This is a genomic window from Streptomyces klenkii (assembly GCF_003626645.1).
Classification (GTDB): Bacteria; Actinomycetota; Actinomycetes; order Streptomycetales; family Streptomycetaceae; genus Streptomyces; species Streptomyces klenkii.
This window is the reverse complement of the sequence record NZ_RBAM01000001.1, coordinates 16,832-33,912: the sequence shown is the minus strand read 5'-3', so window position 1 is coordinate 33,912 and position 17,081 is coordinate 16,832. Positions and strand designations below refer to the sequence as shown.

At 73.1% G+C, this 17,081-nt stretch carries 14 protein-coding genes and 1 riboswitch; of the genes, 9 read left to right on the top strand and 5 right to left on the bottom strand.

What is annotated here, in order from left to right:
• Positions 1 to 17: 17 nt before the first annotated feature.
• Positions 18 to 1,097, top strand: coding sequence for a type III polyketide synthase (locus D7231_RS00165; RefSeq protein WP_120752822.1), 1,080 nt, complete (start codon positions 18 to 20; stop codon positions 1,095 to 1,097).
• 29 nt (positions 1,098 to 1,126) lie between these two features.
• Here D7231_RS00165 and D7231_RS00160 read toward each other — a convergent pair whose 3' ends face one another.
• The 3 genes from D7231_RS00160 to aceA form a co-directional block, all read right to left on the bottom strand.
• On the bottom strand, positions 1,127 to 2,017 hold the full coding sequence (locus D7231_RS00160) for a 3-hydroxybutyryl-CoA dehydrogenase (protein WP_120753359.1): 891 nt from the start codon (positions 2,015 to 2,017) through the stop codon (positions 1,127 to 1,129).
• Positions 2,018 to 2,025: 8 nt separating this feature from the next.
• Positions 2,026 to 3,618: a malate synthase A gene (aceB, locus tag D7231_RS00155; protein ID WP_120752821.1), complete on the bottom strand. Its 1,593-nt coding sequence runs from the start codon at positions 3,616 to 3,618 to the stop codon at positions 2,026 to 2,028.
• 100 nt (positions 3,619 to 3,718) lie between these two features.
• Positions 3,719 to 4,999, bottom strand: a complete 1,281-nt coding sequence (aceA, locus tag D7231_RS00150) for an isocitrate lyase (RefSeq protein ID WP_120752820.1) — start codon at positions 4,997 to 4,999, stop codon at positions 3,719 to 3,721.
• A gap of 330 nt (positions 5,000 to 5,329) precedes the next feature.
• On the opposite strand from aceA, the gene D7231_RS00145 reads away from it, so the two are divergent.
• The 8 genes from D7231_RS00145 to D7231_RS00110 all read left to right on the top strand — a co-directional run bounded on the left by D7231_RS00145 (position 5,330) and on the right by D7231_RS00110 (position 14,782).
• Positions 5,330 to 6,733 carry a short-chain fatty acyl-CoA regulator family protein gene (locus tag D7231_RS00145; protein WP_120753358.1) on the top strand — a complete coding sequence of 468 codons (1,404 nt, stop codon included), beginning with the start codon at positions 5,330 to 5,332 and terminating at the stop codon, positions 6,731 to 6,733.
• A gap of 63 nt (positions 6,734 to 6,796) precedes the next feature.
• Positions 6,797 to 6,986, top strand: a riboswitch (cobalamin riboswitch).
• 193 nt (positions 6,987 to 7,179) lie between these two features.
• Complete coding sequence (locus tag D7231_RS00140) at positions 7,180 to 8,679, top strand: CoA-acylating methylmalonate-semialdehyde dehydrogenase (protein WP_120752819.1); 1,500 nt, start codon at positions 7,180 to 7,182, stop codon at positions 8,677 to 8,679.
• Positions 8,676 to 9,836, top strand: a complete 1,161-nt coding sequence (locus D7231_RS00135; protein WP_422396651.1) for an acyl-CoA dehydrogenase family protein — start codon at positions 8,676 to 8,678, stop codon at positions 9,834 to 9,836. The genes D7231_RS00140 and D7231_RS00135 overlap by 4 nt, the downstream gene beginning before the upstream one ends.
• On the top strand, positions 9,833 to 10,945 hold the full coding sequence (locus D7231_RS00130; protein ID WP_120752818.1) for an enoyl-CoA hydratase/isomerase family protein: 1,113 nt from the start codon (positions 9,833 to 9,835) through the stop codon (positions 10,943 to 10,945). Before D7231_RS00135 ends, D7231_RS00130 begins: the two co-directional genes overlap by 4 nt.
• Complete coding sequence (mmsB, locus tag D7231_RS00125) at positions 10,942 to 11,922, top strand: 3-hydroxyisobutyrate dehydrogenase (RefSeq protein WP_120752817.1); 981 nt, start codon at positions 10,942 to 10,944, stop codon at positions 11,920 to 11,922. Before D7231_RS00130 ends, mmsB begins: the two co-directional genes overlap by 4 nt.
• Positions 11,919 to 12,713: an enoyl-CoA hydratase gene (locus tag D7231_RS00120; RefSeq protein WP_120752816.1), complete on the top strand. Its 795-nt coding sequence runs from the start codon at positions 11,919 to 11,921 to the stop codon at positions 12,711 to 12,713. Before mmsB ends, D7231_RS00120 begins: the two co-directional genes overlap by 4 nt.
• Positions 12,714 to 12,812: 99 nt before the next feature.
• Entirely contained in the window at positions 12,813 to 13,439 is a 627-nt protein-coding gene (locus tag D7231_RS00115) for an ArsR/SmtB family transcription factor (protein WP_120752815.1), read from the top strand.
• Positions 13,436 to 14,782: an MFS transporter gene (locus D7231_RS00110; protein ID WP_120752814.1), complete on the top strand. Its 1,347-nt coding sequence runs from the start codon at positions 13,436 to 13,438 to the stop codon at positions 14,780 to 14,782. Before D7231_RS00115 ends, D7231_RS00110 begins: the two co-directional genes overlap by 4 nt.
• On the opposite strand, the gene D7231_RS00105 is transcribed toward D7231_RS00110, so the two are convergent.
• Both D7231_RS00105 and D7231_RS00100 read right to left on the bottom strand, forming a co-directional pair.
• On the bottom strand, positions 14,769 to 15,797 hold the full coding sequence (locus D7231_RS00105) for a zinc-binding alcohol dehydrogenase family protein (protein ID WP_120753356.1): 1,029 nt from the start codon (positions 15,795 to 15,797) through the stop codon (positions 14,769 to 14,771). The genes D7231_RS00110 and D7231_RS00105 overlap by 14 nt on opposite strands.
• Positions 15,798 to 15,907: 110 nt before the next feature.
• Complete coding sequence (locus D7231_RS00100; protein WP_120752813.1) at positions 15,908 to 16,816, bottom strand: 4Fe-4S domain-containing protein; 909 nt, start codon at positions 16,814 to 16,816, stop codon at positions 15,908 to 15,910.
• Positions 16,817 to 17,081: the final 265 nt, after the last annotated feature.

The window sequence follows — 17,081 nt, the reverse complement described above, 5'->3', positions numbered from 1 at the left end:
CGCCCCTGGGAGGCCTGATGAACGACGCGAGCCCGCCGGCTCCCCGGGTGGCCTCCGTGGCGGTGTCCGCACCCCCGCACCGGCACCGTCAGCGGGACATCGCCGCCGTGTTCGCCGAGGCGTTCCTCTCCTCCGACGCGTCCGTGCGCCGGCAGTTCACCGGCATCGCCGCGCACACGGGCATCGCGTACCGCAATCTGTCGCTGCCCCTGGCCGAGTACCCCCGGCCGCGCACGTTCACCGAGTACAACGCGACGTGGACCGACACGGCCCGCCGGGTGGGGCTCGACGCCCTCGAAAAGGCCCTGGCGGCGGCGGGCGTACAGCCCGGCGAGGTCGGTGCGATCGTCACCACGACCACCACCGGGGCCTCCGTCCCGTCCTTCGACGCCGAGCTCGTCCAGCGGGCCGGACTGCCTCCGCACGTGGCCCGCATGCCGCTGCTCGGTCTCGGCTGCGCGGGAGGTGCCGCGGGTCTGTCGCGGGTGCACGACTACCTGCGGGGGCGGCCCGACGACGTGGCCGTCCTGGTCTCCGTCGAGCTGTGCTCGCTGAACTTCCAGTACGCGGACGCGTCCGCCGCCAATCTCGTCGCCACCGCGCTGTTCGGCGACGCCGCTGCCGCCGTCGTGGTCCTCGGCGCCCACCGGGCCCGTACGGCCGCCGGCCCCGCGCTCGTGGCGACCCGCAGCCGCCTGCACCCGGGGACCGAGCACCTGATGGGCATGCGCGTGGGCACCGGCGGCTTCGCCGTCTTCCTCTCCCCGGAAGTCCCCGCGTTCGCCGAGAAGCACCTCCCCGGCGAGGTCCACGACTTCCTCGCGGGCCACGGTCTGACCACGGAGGACATCACCTCCTGGGTCTGCCACCCCGGCGGCCCGAAGATCATGGAGGCCCTGGACCAGGGACTCGGCCTGCCGCCCGGGGCGCTCGCCCTCTCCCGGGATTCGCTGGCCGAGTACGGCAACGTCTCCTCCGCCTCGGTGCTCGACGTCCTCCGCAGGACCCTCGCCGCGCCGCCCGCACCGGGCTCCGCCGGCCTGCTCCTCGCCCTCGGGCCGGGCCTCACGAGCGAACTGCTGCTCCTGGCCTGGTAGAGGGCCGTCATCCGGCCGCCTTTGAACGCCTACACCGGGCCGGACCCGCTGCCGCCCGTACCGGCGTAGACGTGGAAGCCCCTGCCCGTCTTGCGGCCGAGGAGGCCTGCCTGGACCATCCGCTGCAACAGCGGGGGCGGGGCGTAGAGCGGCTCCTTGAACTCCTCGTAGAGGGATTCCGCGATGGAGGCGACGGTGTCCAGCCCGATGAGGTCGGCGAGCTTGAGCGGGCCCATCGGGTGCGCGCAGCCCAGCTCCATGCCGGCGTCGATATCGGTGGCGGCGGCGAACCCGGACTCGGCCATGCGGACGGCCGCGAGGAGGTACGGGACGAGGAGCGCGTTGACGACGAATCCGGCCCGGTCCTGCGAGCGGACGACGGTCTTGCCCAGGGTGGCGGCGAAGGCCTCGACGGCGGTGACGGCCGCGGGCGCGGTGTGCAGGGACGCGACCACTTCGACCAGCGGCAGGACGGGTACCGGGTTGAAGAAGTGCAGGCCCACGACGCGGTCGGCGCGCCGTGTCGCCATGCCGAGCCGCATGACGGGGATGGAGGAGGTGTTGGTGGCGAGGATCGCCGCCGGGTCCTCGACGATCTTGTCGAGGGCCGCGAAGACCTCGGTCTTCACGTCGGTGTTCTCGATGACGGCCTCGATGACGAGGTGGCGGTCGGCCAGGTCGTCGAGGCTGCCGGTGAAGACGAGGCGGCCCAGGGCGTCCTCGGCGTCCGTACGGTCCAGCTTGCCCCGGTCGACGGCGCGTTCGAGGGAGGCCGTGACGCGGTCGCGCGCCGCGCGGGCGGCGGTCGCGTCGGCCTCGCAGACCACGGTGCCGAGGCCGGCGCGGGCGCAGACCTCCGCGATGCCGGCGCCCATCCGGCCGCCGCCGACGACCCCGACCCGCTGGATGGATGCGCTCATGGAGGCGCTCACGGCCGCACCTCCGTCCGGCGGACGAGGTACCGGTCGTAGGCGTCGGCGGTGAAGAACGCCGGCAGTTCTCCGGCGAGGGCGGTGCGTTCGAAGATCTCGCGGGCCTGCGCGGCGCGTGCGTGCGGGTCTTCCCCGGTCAGGGCCGCGGTCTCCGCGTCGAGGAGGGTGAGCACCGTGTCCCGGTCGACGGCGCCGTGGCGGATCCACTGCCAGATCTGGCAGCGGGCGATCTCGGCGGTGGCGGCGTCCTCCATCAGGCCGCCCAGCGCGACGGCTCCGCTGCCGCGCAGCCACGCGTCGAAGTACCGCAGGGCGACGGCGATGTTCGCGCGGACGCCTTCCCCGGTCGGCGGGCCGCTGACGCGGCGGACGGCGAGGAGGCCGGCGGCGGTCACGTCGACGTCGTCGCGGGTGCGGTCGATCTGGTGCGGCCGGTCGTCCAGGACGGCGTCGAAGGCGTCGCGGCAGACGGGGACGAGGCCGGGGTGGGCGACCCACGAGCCGTCGAAGCCGTCCTCGGCCTCGCGCTCCTTGTCCAGCCGCACCTTGGCGAGCGCCGCCTCGTCGGCCGCCGCGTCGCGGCTCGGGACCTGGGCCGCCATCCCGCCGATCGCGTGGGCGCCCCGCCGGTGGCAGGTGCGCACCAGCAGTTCGGTGTAGGCGCGCATGAAGGGGGCGGTCATGGTGACCCGGGCCCGGTCCGGGAGGACGAAGTCGGGGCGGTGGGCGAAGTTCTTGATCACGCTGAAGAGGTAGTCCCAGCGGCCCGCGTTGAGTCCGGCGCTGTGCTCGCGCAGCTCGTAAAGGATCTCCTCCATCTCGAAGGCGGCGGTGACCGTCTCGATGAGGACGGTGGCGCGGACCGTGCCGCGGGGGATGCCGAGCAGGTCCTGGGCGAGGACGAACACGTCGTTCCACAGCCGGGCCTCGTAGCGGTTCTCCAGCTTGGGGAGATAGAAGTAGGGGCCGCTCCCGGCGTCGATCCGCCGCTGGGCGCAGTGGAAGAAGTACAGGCCGAAGTCGACGAGCGAGGCCGGCACGGGGCGGCCGCCGACGGTCAGGTGCTCCTCGGTGAGGTGCCAGCCGCGGGGGCGGACCATGATGGTCGCGAGCCGTTCCCCGAGCCGGTAGTGCTTGCCCCCGGGCGTGGTGAAGTCGAGGCGCCGTTCGACGGCGTCGAGCAGGTTCAGCTGGCCGCCGACGATGTTGTCCCAGGTGGGCGAGGTGGCGTCCTCGAAGTCGGCCATCCACACCTGCGCGCCGGAGTTGAGGGCGTTGACGGTCATGCGCCGCTCGGGCGGGCCGGTGATCTCCACCCGGCGGTCGGTGAGCCCCGGCGCGGGCGGTGCGACGCGCCAGACGCGGTCGGTGCGGACGGCGGAGGTGACGAGCGGGAAGTCGAGCGCGGCGCCGGAGGCGAGGAGCAGGGCGCGGCGGCGGCGTTCTCTGAGCAACTCGGTGCGCCGCTCGGCAAAGGCGGCATGCAGGCGGCTGATGAAGTCCAGCGCCTCGGGTGTGAGGATCTCGTCGTGGCGGTCGCCCGGTGTGCCGAGGACCTCGGCACGGCCGGTCAGTGCGGTGAGGGGCATGCGGGTCTCCATCTGCGGGGCGATGAGGGGCGAAGAGGGTGGTGAGAGGCGGTGAGGGCCGGACGGGGAGGTCGTCCGGCCCTCACCTGACCGGGCTCTCCTAGTGGAACTGCTCCTCCTCCGTGGAGCCGGTCAGCGCGGTGGTGGAGGAGGCGGGGTTGACGGCGGTCGAGACGAGGTCGAAGTAGCCGGTGCCGACCTCCCGCTGGTGCTTGACGGCGGTGAAACCCTGCGCCTGGGAGGCGAACTCGCGCTCCTGGAGGTCGACGTAGGCGGTCATGCCGTGCTCGGCGTAGCCGTGGGCGAGGTCGAACATGGCGTGGTTGAGGGAGTGGAAGCCGGCCAGGGTGATGAACTGGAAGCGGTATCCCATCGCGCCGAGCTCGCGCTGGAACTTGGCGATCTGGTCGTCGTCCAGGGCCGCCTTCCAGTTGAAGGAGGGCGAGCAGTTGTAGGCCAGCATCTTGCCGGGGTACTCGGCGTGGAGGGCCTCGGCGAACTCGCGGGCCTGGGCCAGGTCCGGGGTGCCGGTCTCGACCCAGATGAGGTCGGCGTACGGGGCGTAGGCGAGGCCGCGGGCGATGACCGGTGCCATGCCGTTCTGCACGCGGTAGAAGCCCTCGGCGGTGCGTTCTCCCGTGACGAACTGCGCGTCGCGCTCGTCGACGTCGCTGGTCAGCAGGTTCGCGGCGAGCGCGTCCGTACGGGCCACGATCAGGGTGGGGACGCCCGCGATGTCGGCGGCGAGGCGGGCCGCGTTGAGAGTGCGGATGTGCTGGGCGGTCGGGACGAGGACCTTGCCGCCGAGGTGGCCGCACTTCTTCTCGGAGGCGAGCTGGTCCTCGTAGTGGATGCCGGCCGCGCCGGCGGCGATCATCGCCTTGGTGAGCTCGAAGGCGTTGAGGGGGCCGCCGAAGCCGGCCTCGGCGTCGGCGACGATCGGCGCGAGCCAGTCGACGGCGGTGTCGGTGCCCTCGGCGGTGGCGATCTGGTCGGCCCGCAGCAGGGCGTTGTTGATGCGGCGCACCACCTGCGGCACCGAGTTGGCCGGGTAGAGGCTCTGGTCGGGGTAGGTGTGGCCGACCAGGTTGGCGTCGGCGGCGACCTGCCAGCCGGACAGGTAGATCGCCTGGAGCCCGGCCCTGACCATCTGGACGGCCTGGCCGCCGGTGAGCGCGCCGAGCGCGTGGACGTAGTCGCGCTCGTGGAGCTGCCGCCAGAGGCGTTCGGCGCCGCGCCGGGCGAGGGTGTGCTCCTCGCGGACGCTGCCGGACAGCCGGACGACGTCCTCCGCGCTGTAGGTGCGCTCGATGCCCTTCCAGCGGGGGTCCTCGGCCCACTGTTGCGCCAGTGCTTCCGCCGCCGTCTGTGCCTGAGCCATGTTCGTCTCCCGGTGTCGCGTTCGGGACCGCGTCCTGAACCGCGTCGAAGTTCTGTCAATCCTGCGAAGAGAGTCGCTCTCCCTCGGATGCCATCGGATGTCATGGCCCGCCGTGCCTTCGCTGGTGCGCGAGGGGCGGTTCGCCGGGGTTCCGGCGGGCCGTGGTACGACTCTGACAGTGGCACTGAGTGCCATCAAGCATGGCCTTCTGCCAATTCTTGCGAATCTTCTCTCTGCGTTCCGCCAAGTCTGCGAAGGTTCAATTCCCCACGCGCACCGGGACGGACGCGGGGAACGGACGGACGCGGAGAGCAGAGACCGGAGGCGATGGTGAGCAAGACGTACGCGGGAGCACGGCTGCGCAGGCTGCGCGAGGAGCGGCGGCTCAGCCAGGCGGAGTTCGCCCGTGTCCTGGCCATCTCCCCCAGCTACCTCAACCAGATGGAGCACGACTCCCGGCCGCTGACCGTCCCCGTCCTGCTGCGCCTGACCGAGGCGTTCGGCGTGGAGCCCGGTTTCTTCTCGGAGCTCGGCACCGCCCGGGTCGTCGCCGACCTGCGCGAGGCCCTCGCCGAGGAGATCTCGGCCGCCCGGGTCTCCCCGGCGGACCTGTCCGAACTCGCCTCCCGGCTGCCCGCCGTGGCCTCCGTCCTACTCGACCTGGGCCGCCGCAACCAGGCCCTGACCGAGCGCCTGGCCGAGGCGGCGGACGGCAGGGGCGGCGGCGCCGGCCCGGCCGTGCCCCGCACGCCGCACGAGGAGATCCGGGAGTTCTTCTACCGCCGCCGGAACTACCTCCACGACCTCGACCTCGCCGCCGAGGAGCTGGCCGCGGGCCTCGGCATCCGGCCCGGCGGCGTGCTCCCGGCCCTCTCGGCGCGGCTCACGGAGCGGCACGCCGTCCACCTGGCCGCGGACTCCGGCCGCCCGCACCACTACGACCCGGTGCGCCGGGTCCTGCACCTCTCCGGCAGGCTCCGCCCCGGCCAGCGGGCCTTCCGGATGGCCACGCAGCTGGCCCTCCTCGAATGCGACGGCGAGATCTCCGCGCTCGCCTCGGAGGACTACCCCGAGGGCTCCACCGCGTGGTCGCTCGCCCGGATCGGCATCGCCAACTACATGGCCGCCGCGCTGATCCTGCCGTACCGCGCCTTCCACGCGACGGCCGAGGAGATGCGCTACGACATCGAGCGCCTCACCGACCACTTCGGCGTCGGCTACGAGACGGTCTGCCACCGGCTGAGCACCCTCCAGCGGCCGCGGCTGCGCGGCGTGCCGTTCTCCTTCGTCCGCGTCGACCGGGCGGGCAACATGTCCAAGCGGCAGTCGGCGACGGGCTTCCACTTCTCCCGCGCGGGCGGCACCTGCCCGCTGTGGAACGTGTACGAGGCGTTCGCCGCGCCGGGCCGGATCCAGGTGCAGATCGCGGCCATGCCCGACGGGCAGCGGTATCTGTGGACCGCGCGCACCGTGACCCGGCAGCGCGGCGGCTGGGGCGAGCCGGGCAAGTCGTTCGCCATCGGCCTGGGCTGCGAGATCCGGCACGCCGGCCGGCTCGTCTACTCCGACGGCCTCGACCTGGGCAACGCCTCCGCCGCCACCCCCATCGGCATGGGCTGCCGCATCTGCGAACGCCTCGACTGCCCGCAGCGGGCCGTGCCGCCGCTCGGCCGCCCCCTCGCCGTCGACGAGAACAGCAGCACGTTCGTGCCCTATCCGGTGGCGGAGGAGTGATCGCGCCACGGCGGGAGACGCGATCAAGCCGGGGGTGGACTTACTAGGACGTCCAACTATATCTTCGTGAACAAGGCCCGCGGTGCAGGGAAGCCGGTGTGAATCCGGCACGGTCCCGCCACTGTGACCGGGGAGTGCGCCGTCGAGAGAAGGCCACTGACGAGGTGCGTCACCGGACGCGTCACTCGTCGGGAAGGCCGGGGGCGCGCGATGATCCGGGAGTCAGGATACCGGCCGCGGGATGTTCCGTGTTGTCCACGAGGATGGAGCAGACACGCATGGCACCGGTCCGCACTCACGACCCTGGTGATCCGGCGAAGCGCGCGCACATGTCCGTCATGTCCGCGCAACGCTAGCTCTGCGCAGGGCTCAGCAGGCCCCGGAAAGAGCGGCAATGCCCCATGCCCATCCCCGGATCTCACCTGACCTGACGAGAGCAGGCTTCCATGGTCCGTGAACTGACGCATTTCATCGGCGGTGAACACACCCCGGGCACGTCGGGGCTCTTCACCGACGTGTACGACCCCAACACCGGCGCCGTCCAGGCCCGGATCCCCCTGGCGGGGCACGCGGACACGACGGCCGCGATCGCGAACGCCGCGGCCGCCCAGCCGGAGTGGGCCGAGTGGAACCCGCAGCGGCGCGCCCGCGTCCTGCTGAGGTTCCTGCAACTGGTGGAGGGCGAGCGCGAGGCGCTCGCCCGGCTGCTGTCGGCCGAGCACGGCAAGACCGTCGCCGACGCCCACGGCGACCTCCAGCGGGGCCTGGAGGTCGCCGAGTTCGCCGCCGGGATCCCGCACCTGCTGAAGGGCGAGTTCACCGACAACGCCGGCACGGGCATCGACGTGCACTCGCTGCGCGCCCCGCTCGGCGTCGTCGCCGGCATCACGCCGTTCAACTTCCCCGCGATGATCCCGCTGTGGAAGGCCGCGCCCGCGATCGCGTGCGGCAACTCCTTCGTCCTCAAGCCGTCCGAGCGCGCCCCGTCCGTGCCGCTGCGGCTCGCCGAGCTCTTCCTGGAGGCGGGGCTGCCCCCGGGCGTGCTGAACGTGGTCAACGGCGGCAAGGAAGCGGTCGGCACCCTGCTGGAGGACCCCCGGGTCCAGGCCCTCGGCTTCGTCGGCTCCACGCAGGTCGCGGCGCACGTCTACGCCACCGCCGCCGCCCGCGGCAAGCGCGCCCAGTGCTTCGGCGGCGCCAAGAACCACATGATCATCATGCCGGACGCCGACCTCGACCAGGCCGTCGACGCGCTGGTCGGCGCCGGCTACGGATCGGCGGGCGAGCGCTGCATGGCGATCTCCGTCGCCGTCCCCGTCGGCGAGGAGACCGCCGACGCCCTGGTCGCGAAGCTGAAGGAGCGCATCGGCGCCCTGCGCATCGGCCGCTCCGACGACCCGGACGCCGACTTCGGTCCGCTGGTGAGCCGGGACGCCCTCGACCGCGTGCGCCGCTACGTGGACATCGGCACCACCGAGGGCGCCGAACTCGTCGTCGACGGGCGCGGCTTCGTCCTGCCCGGCCACGAGAACGGCTTCTTCGCGGGCGCCTCCCTCTTCGACCGCGTCTCCACCAGCATGCGGATCTACCGGGAGGAGATCTTCGGGCCGGTCCTGTGCGTCGTCCGCGCGGCCGGCTACGAGGAGGCGCTGCGGCTGCCCAGCGAGCACCCGTACGGCAACGGCGTGGCCATCTTCACGCGGGACGGGGACACCGCCCGGGACTTCACCCGCCGAGTGAACACCGGCATGGTCGGCGTGAACGTGCCGATCCCGGTGCCCGTCGCGTACCACACCTTCGGCGGCTGGAAGCGCTCCGGCTTCGGCGACCTGAACCAGCACGGCCCGGACGCCGTCCGCTTCTACACCCGTACCAAGACCGTCACCTCGCGCTGGCCCTCCGGGGTCAAGGAAGGCGCGAGCTTCACCATCCCGACGATGCGATGACGGCGACGATGACCGACGGCCTGCTCTCCGAGGAGCAGCTCGCCATCGCCGGGACGACGCTGGACTTCGCGGCCGAGCACCTCGCCCCGCACGCCGTCGCCTGGGACCGGGACAAGCACTTCCCCACCGGCGTCCTCCGCAAGGGCGCGGACCTCGGCCTCGGCGGCGTCTACGTCCGTGAGGCCTCCGGGGGCTCCGGCCTGACCCGCTCGGACGGCGTCGTGATCTTCGAGACGCTGGCCACCGGCTGCCCCTCCATCGCCGGCTACCTCTCCATCCACAACATGGTCGGCTGGATGATCGACCGCTACGGCGACGAGGCCCAGCGCGCCCGCTGGCTCCCGGCGCTGTGCGCCATGGACGCCTTCGGCAGCTACTGCCTGACCGAGCCGGGAGCGGGTTCCGACGCCGCCGCGCTGCGCACGCGCGCCGAGCGCGACGGCGACCACTACGTCCTGACGGGCGTCAAGCAGTTCATCTCCGGCGCGGGCGCCTCGCACCTGTACATCGTGATGGCGCGCACGGGCGAGCCGGGGCCGCGCGGCGTGTCGGCCTTCGTCGTCGAACGGGACGACGCGGGGCTGTCCTTCGGGCCGAACGAGACGAAGATGGGCTGGAACGCCCAGCCGACCCGCCAGGTCGTCCTCGACGGCGTCCGCGTCCCGGCCGACCGCAGGCTCGGCGCCGAGGGCGACGGATTCCGCATCGCCATGAACGGGCTCAACGGCGGCCGGCTCGGCATCGCCGCCTGCTCCCTCGGCGGCGCGCGGAGCGCCCTGCGCCGCAGCCTCGACCACCTCGCGGACCGCGAGGCGTTCGGGGCGCGGCTGCTCGACGCGCAGGCCCTGCAGTTCCGGCTCGCCGACATGGCGACCGGGCTGACCGCGGCCCGGGCGCTGGTCCGCCAGGCCGCGGAGGCCCTGGACCAGGGCCTCCCCCAGGCCGCGCAACTGTGCGCGATGGCCAAGCGGTTCGCCACCGACACCGGCTACGCGATCGCCGACGAGGCCCTCCAGCTGCACGGCGGATACGGCTATCTCAGCGAATACGGCATCGAGAAGATCGTCCGCGATCTCAGGGTGCACCGGATCCTGGAAGGAACGAACGAGATCATGCGCCTCATCGTGGCCCGCGGGCTGACGGAAGACGTCCGATGACGACGGCCGGCACGGACAACGCGAACAGCGCGAGCAACGCGGGAAGCGGGGACAGCGTCCTGCTGCGTACGGAGGGACGCGCCGCGTACATCACCCTCAACCGCCCCAAGGCACTCAACGCCCTCACCCACGCCATGGCGCTCCGCATCGACGAGGCGCTGACGGAGTGGGAGAAGGATCCCGCCGTCGAGACCGTCGTCATCACGGGCGCGGGCGAGCGGGGGCTGTGCGCCGGCGGCGACATCCGCTCCATCCACGAGGACGCGCGGGCCGGCGGATCCGCGTCGGCGGACTTCTGGCGGGACGAGTACCGGCTCAACGCCCGCATCGCCCGCTACTCCAAGCCGTACGTGGCCGTCATGGACGGCATCGTCATGGGCGGCGGCGTCGGCGTCTCGGCGCACGGCAGCGTGCGGATCGTCACCGAACGCTCGCGCGTCGCCATGCCGGAGACGGGCATCGGCTTCGTCCCCGACGTCGGCGGAACGTATCTGCTCGGCCTCGCCCCCGGCGAGCTGGGCACCCACCTGGCGCTGTCCGGCGCGGCGGTGGGCGCGGCGGACGCCCTGCTGTGCGGGCTCGCGGACCACTACGTCCCCTCGGAGCTGCTGCCCGGCCTGATCGGCGACCTGGCGCAGGCGCCCGTGCGCGACGTCCTCGCCCGGTACGTCGGCCAGGCGCCGCCCGGCGAACTCGCCGCCCACCAGGAGTGGATCGACCACTGCTACGCCGCCGGCACCGTGGAGGAGATCCTGGAACGGCTGCTCGGCAGCGGCGCGCCGGCCGCCGGGGACGCCGCCGCGACGCTCCTCGCCAAGTCCCCCACCGCGCTGAAGGTCACCCTGGCCGCACTGCGCCGGGCGCGGGAGCTCGGTCCCCTGGAGCGGGTCCTGGAGCAGGAGTACCGCGTCTCGTGCGCGGCGCTGGCCTCGGCGGACCTCGTCGAGGGCATCCGGGCGCAGGTGATCGACAAGGACCGCAGTCCGCGCTGGTCCCCCGCCACGCTCGCCGAGGTGGGCGAGGCGGACGTGTCCCGGTTCTTCGCGCCGCTCGGCGAGCGGGAGCTCCGTCTGGACGTGACCGGTTCCCTTCAGGAGGTGCCCTGGTGAGCGGCGTCGTCGGGTTCGTCGGGCTCGGTCACATGGGCGGGCCGATGGCCGCCAGCCTCGTCAAGGCCGGGTACCGCGTCATCGGTTACGACCTCGTGCCCGGCCTGCTCGCCTCGGCGGTGGACGCGGGGGTCGAGGCGGCGGCTTCGGCGGCGGAGGCCGCGTCCGGTGCGGACGTGGTGATCACCATGCTGCCCGCCGGCCGCCATGTCCTCGCCCTCTACCGGGAGGAGGGGCTGCTCGCCTCGGCGGCGCCCGGCACGCTGTTCGTCGACTGCTCCACCATCGACGTCGCCGACGCGCGGGCCGCGCACGAGGCGGCGCTCGCCGCGGGCCACCGGGCGCTCGACGCCCCGGTCTCCGGCGGCGTCGTCGGCGCCGAGGCGGGCACCTTGACGTTCATGGCGGGCGGCGAGGCCACGGACTTCGCGCGGGCCGAGCCGCTGCTGTCGGCCATGGGCCGCAAGGCCGTGCACTGCGGGGCCGCCGGTTCGGGGCAGGCCGCCAAGATCTGCAACAACATGATCCTGGGGATCTCGATGATCGCGGTCAGCGAGGCGTTCGTGCTGGGCGAGAGCCTGGGCCTGAGCCACCAGGCCCTGTTCGATGTCGCCTCCACCGCGTCCGGCCAGTGCTGGGCCCTGACCGTCAACTGCCCGGTGCCCGGGCCGGTGCCGGGCAGCCCCGCCGGGCGCGGCTACGCGCCCGGGTTCGCCGCCCCGCTGATGGCCAAGGACCTCGGGCTCGCGGCGAACGCGGCCCGCGCGGGCGGCGTCGACGCCGAACTCGGCCTGCGGGCCGCGCGCATGTACACCGAGTTCGCGGACGCCGAGGGAGCGGACCGGGACTTCTCGGGCATCGTCCGGGCCATCCGCGAGCGCTCCGGCTCCTCCTCCGGCTCCCCCGACGCCTCCGCTTCCGCTTCCGCGGCTTCCCTCTCCGAAGCCTCCCCCGCTCAGAACGGAACCCCGGCATGACCGACGCCACCGGCCCCGGCCCGTACGAGACGATCCTGGTCGAGCGCAAGGGCCGCACCGCTCTCCTGACGCTCAACCGCCCCAAGGCCCTCAACGCCCTCAACCTCCAGGTCATGAACGAGGTCGTCGCGGCGACCGAGGTCCTCGACCGCGACCCGGACGTGGGCTGCATCGTCCTCACCGGCTCCGAGAAGGCCTTCGCGGCCGGCGCCGACATCAAGGAGATGCGGCCCCAGGGGTACATGGACATGTACCTCAGCGACTGGTTCACCGCCTGGGACCGGCTGGCGCAGCTCCGTACGCCCACGATCGCCGCCGTCTCCGGCTACGCCCTCGGGGGCGGCTGCGAGCTGGCCATGCTCTGTGACATCCTCCTCGCCGCCGACAGCGCGGTCTTCGGCCAGCCGGAGATCAAGCTCGGGGTCATCCCGGGCATCGGCGGCTCCCAGCGCCTGACCCGGGCGGTCGGCAAGGCCAAGGCGATGGAGCTGTGCCTGACCGGCCGGACCATGGACGCCGCCGAGGCCGAGCGGGCGGGCCTCGTCTCCCGGATCGTGCCGGCCGGCGAGCTCCTCGCCGAGGCGCTCGCGGTCGCCGAGACCGTGGCGGGCATGTCGGCGCCCGTCGCGATGATGGCCAAGGAGGCGGTCAACCGCGCGTTCGAGACCACCCTCGCCGAGGGGGTGCGCTTCGAACGCCGCCTGTTCCACGCGGTCTTCGCGACGGCCGACCAGAAGGAGGGCATGGCGGCGTTCGCGGAGAAGCGCCCGCCGGAGTTCACCCACCGGTAGGCCGCCTCGTACGCCTTGCCCCGTACGACGACATGGGTTGCAGAGGATTCTTTGCAGAGAGATCTTTGCAGAGAACCCTCTGCAACCTACGATGTCGGCATGCCCGAGAAGCCCGAGCGCACCTCTCAACCGCCCGCCCCCGCACCGCAGTCGACCAGGCCGTCACGCCGCATCGACGCGCGCAGCCTGCGGGGCCTGGCCCATCCGCTGCGGATGAAGATCTTCGAACTGCTCAGCCTGGACGGCCCCGCGACCGCCACCGGGCTCGCCGGGCGCCTCGGGGAGAACACGGGCACCGTCAGCTGGCACCTGCGCCACCTCGCCGAGCACGGCTTCATCGAGGAGGAGACCGGGCGGGGCACGAAGCGGGAACGGTGGTGGAGGCGGGTCGGCGTCGCCAACGAGCTCAACACCGCCGACTTCCGCGACGATCCCGACAGCCGGGGCGCGCTCTCGGTCTACCTGCACGAGCTGACGCGGCAGTACTTCGACAGGGTCACCCACTACTTCACCGAGGACTGGGACGAGTCGTGGCGCAGCGCCGGTACGGTCTCGGACTGGCGGGACCTGCGGATGACGCCGGATCAGCTGGCGGCGCTCAACGCCGAGCTGATGGCCGTCATCGCGCGCCACACCCCCGCCGCGGACGCCGAGCCGGCCCCGGACGCGCTCCCCGTCGTCGTGCAGCTCCAGTCCTTCCCCCGCAAGGAGCGCGGCACCTCATGAGCCGCGGCACGCGCGGCGGTCTCCTGCGGCGGCACCGGGACTTCCGGCTGCTGTGGTGCGGAGAGACCGCCGGCAAGTTCGGCGCGTCCGTCACCGGTGTGGCGATGCCGCTGATCGCCGTCTCCGACCTGCACGCCGGCCCGTTCGAGGTCGGCCTGCTGACCGCGGCCTCCTGGGCGCCGTGGCTGGTCATCGGCCTGCCGGTGGGCGCCTGGGTGGACCGCTGCCGGCGCAGGCCGGTCATGACGGCCGCCGCCTCCGTCTCCCTCGTCCTGTTCGCCGGTGTCCCGGTCGCCGCCCGGGCCGGGCAGCTGAGCATGGGCCTGCTGCTGACCGTAACGCTCCTGGCGGGCACGGCCACGGTGTTCTTCCAGACCGCCTACAGCGCCTATCTGCCCGGCATCCTGGAACCCGCCGACCAGCCCGAGGGCAACGCCAAGCTGCACGGCAGCGCGTCCGCCGCGCAGATCGCCGGCCAGAGCTCCGGCGGGCTGATCGCGCAATGCGCCGGTGCCGTCAACGGGATGTTCGCCAACGCCGCAACGTTCCTCGTCTCCCTCCTGTGCCTGTCGGGCATCCGCCACCGCGAGCCGCGCCCCGCCGGAGCGGCGCGTCGTCCCGGTTCCCTGGCCGGTGAGATCGGTGAGGGCCTGCGGCTGGTCGTAGGGGACCCCTGGCTGCGCACGCTGACGCTGTTCGGCGCGGTCTCCAACCTGGCCCTGATGGGGTATCAGTCGATTCTGGTGGTGTTCCTGGCCCGTACGGTCGGGCTGGCTCCCGGAACCGTCGGCGCGGTCGTCGCGGCCGCCGGCAGCGGCGGCATCGCCGGGGCCTTCCTCGCGCGGCGGGTCGCCGCCCGGACCGGCACGGCACGGGCGACGCTGTTCTTCGAGCTCGGGCTGCCGGTGTGCGCCCTGCTCATCCCGCTGACCACGGGCGGGGCCGGCGTGCTGCTGTGCGTCGCGGGCGGCTTCTGCGTCTCCGCCGGCGTCGTGGCCGGCAACGTCGTCAAAGCGAGCTTCCAGCAGCGCTACTGCCCGCCCGGGCTCCTCGGCCGCCTGACCGCGAGCACGGCGTTCCTGAACTACGGGACCATCCCGCTGGGAGCGCTGCTCGGCGGAGCGCTCGGCAGCGCCCTCGGCCTCCGCACCGCCATGTGGATCACCACGGCGGGGGTCCCGCTCGCCGGGCTGATCCTGCTCTTCTCCCCCATGGGGCGGACACGGGACCTGCCGACGGCGTGGCGGCCGGAGACCACACCCGCGCTGCGGGGCGAGGCTTCGCCGCAAGGTGAGGCCGCGCCGCGGGGCGAGGCCGCGCCCCGGCAGCTCAGTCCGCCATGAGGACCGCCGCCCCGGTGACGCGGTCCGCGGCCAGGTCGGCGAGCGCCTCGTCCGCCCTGCTCAGCGGATAGCGCTGGACGTGGACGACGGGGCGGTGCCGCGCCACCTCGGCGAGGTACGCGCGGCCGTCGGCCCGGGTGTTGGCGGTGACGCTGCGCAGGGTGCGTTCCTGGAAGAGGTGCCGCTGGTAGTTCAGCCGCGGGACGTCCGTCAGGTGGATGCCGGCCACGGCGAGCGTGCCACCGCGGTCGAGCGCGGCCAGGGCGACGGGAACCAGATCGCCGACCGGCGCGAAGAGGATCGCCGCGTCGAGGGGCTCGGGCGGGGCGTCGTACGCGCCCGTGGCGGAGGCGGCCCCCAGGTCGAGGGCCAGCCGCCGCGCGTCCGCGGCGCGGGTCATCACGTGCACCGTCGCGCCCCTGGCCATGGCGAGCTGGGCGGTGAGGTGGGCGGAGGCGCCGAACCCGTAGACCCCGAGGCGCCCGCCGGGCGGCAGCTCGGCGCGCTCCAGGGCCCGGTAGCCGATGATCCCGGCGCACAGCAGCGGCGCCAGCTCCTCGTCCGGCAGGTTCTCGGGCAGGCGGTAGGCGTAGCGGGCGTCGACGACGGCGTGCTGCGCGTAGCCGCCGTGGACGTCCCATCCCGTGTAACGCGAGGCCGGGCACAGGTTCTCCCGGCCGGCCGTGCAGTACCGGCAGGACCCGCACGTGCCCGCCAGCCAGGCGATGCCCACCCGGTCGCCCCGGGCGAAGCCCCCGGCTTCGGGGCCCGTGTCGAGCACCCGGCCCACGACCTCGTGGCCCGGGGTGCAGTGCGGGACCCGCGGCGCCAGGTCGCCCTCGGCGAGGTGCAGGTCGGTGCGGCACACGCCGCAGGCCCGCACCTCGACGAGCAGACCGGCAGGTCCCAGGGGGCCGAGGGGGCGTTCCACGCGCCGCAGGAGATGCTCCGCGGCCGGTGCCGTGCGGTCGACGACCCAGGCTCGTGTGGTCGCTGCGCCGTCCCTCGCGCTCAGCACCTCAGCACTCCTCCTGCCGCCCGCCGTCGGCCGCGGTGCTCCCCGGCCACCGCTTTCATGGTGCGCCGCCGCGGCGTCCTCCGCCAGCGAGGCCGGGCCCCCTCACCTCACCAGGGCACCGCGGTGAAGTCGATCGGCCGCGGCTGCATGTGCTGGGCGCGCGCCGTCAGGTCCCTCATCTTCTCGGCCATCGCCGCGGCGGGCAGGACCATGCGGTCGCCGTGTCCCGGCAGCAGCCACTCGAACCGCAGCCGGCCGGCCGTCCGGGCCAGCGACGCCGCCAGGTCCCTGATGGAGTACCAGGTGACGCTCTCCGCCACCTCGATGCCGTTCTTCGAGCGCGACCAGAAGAAGCTGTCCCCGCTGAAGCAGTACCGCTCGTCGGCCACGTAGAGCACACTCCCCTCGGTGTGGCCGGGAAGCGGGTGGGCGACCACGCCGTCGGCGATCTCCACGGATTCCGTGCCGCGCAGGACGCGGTCGGCGTCGGGAACGGCGGCCAGGTCGCCCTCGTGGATCCACAGCCGGGCCCCGAACCGCCCGGCGTAGCGCCGGGCGTGCGCCGCGTGGTCCCGGTGGGTGAGGAGGACGTCGGTGACGGTGCCGAGCCCTTCGAAGCGGGTGACCAGTTCCTCGCTCCACCGCGGGGTGTCGATCATCATCAGGGATCCGGACGGCCGCCGCAGGAGGTAGGAGTTGGCCGCGGCGGTGTCCGGGGAGTTGTGCCCGCAGAAGTACACGGTCTCGTCGAGCGGCAAGGGGTAGGGGTCCCGCGCCGGATCCAGCCGGCCGGAAGTGAGACGGATGGAACGGGTGTGACAGGCGAACGCGGCGGCGTACAACCGGCGTTCCTCCTCCGCGCCGGCCGGCTGCCGGATGACGACGGAGCGCCCGCCGCCCTCGCCGATCAGGCCCGGCGCGAGCTGCCTGGCGACGTCGCAGTCGGTGCAGCGGTCGTCCACGTACCAGCCGGGGTCGTCTGCGGATCCGGGGCGGGCGGTGTGTGCATCGTTCACGGGGTGACCCCTCCGAACTCGTTCAGGTCCGGCGTGCCGGACCTCCTCGATACGAGAAGGCTCCTCGACGGCCGCCCGAAAGGGGAAGGGGGCTCAAGTCTTGTTTCTCCCGGCGGAAGCGTCTCCCAAAAGGGCGGCTTTCCGGGCCATTTTCGTTACTTCTTCCCCATGTCTCCTGTGATGTCCGCCGATATCCGCTGAGACGTCCGGGCCGTGACCCCACTCCTGCGGAGGAAGGGACTCGCCGACGTTCATCTGCCAAATG

Coding starts and splice junctions, on each gene's coding strand:
- D7231_RS00165 (WP_120752822.1), top strand. CDS start 18: ATGAACGACGCGAGCCCGCCGGCTCCCCGGGTGGCCTCCGTGGCGGTG.
- D7231_RS00160 (WP_120753359.1), bottom strand. CDS start 2,017: ATGAGCGCATCCATCCAGCGGGTCGGGGTCGTCGGCGGCGGCCGGATG.
- aceB (WP_120752821.1), bottom strand. CDS start 3,618: ATGCCCCTCACCGCACTGACCGGCCGTGCCGAGGTCCTCGGCACACCG.
- aceA (WP_120752820.1), bottom strand. CDS start 4,999: ATGGCTCAGGCACAGACGGCGGCGGAAGCACTGGCGCAACAGTGGGCC.
- D7231_RS00140 (WP_120752819.1), top strand. CDS start 7,180: ATGGTCCGTGAACTGACGCATTTCATCGGCGGTGAACACACCCCGGGC.
- D7231_RS00135 (WP_422396651.1), top strand. CDS start 8,676: ATGACGGCGACGATGACCGACGGCCTGCTCTCCGAGGAGCAGCTCGCC.
- D7231_RS00130 (WP_120752818.1), top strand. CDS start 9,833: ATGACGACGGCCGGCACGGACAACGCGAACAGCGCGAGCAACGCGGGA.
- D7231_RS00120 (WP_120752816.1), top strand. CDS start 11,919: ATGACCGACGCCACCGGCCCCGGCCCGTACGAGACGATCCTGGTCGAG.
- D7231_RS00115 (WP_120752815.1), top strand. CDS start 12,813: ATGCCCGAGAAGCCCGAGCGCACCTCTCAACCGCCCGCCCCCGCACCG.
- D7231_RS00110 (WP_120752814.1), top strand. CDS start 13,436: ATGAGCCGCGGCACGCGCGGCGGTCTCCTGCGGCGGCACCGGGACTTC.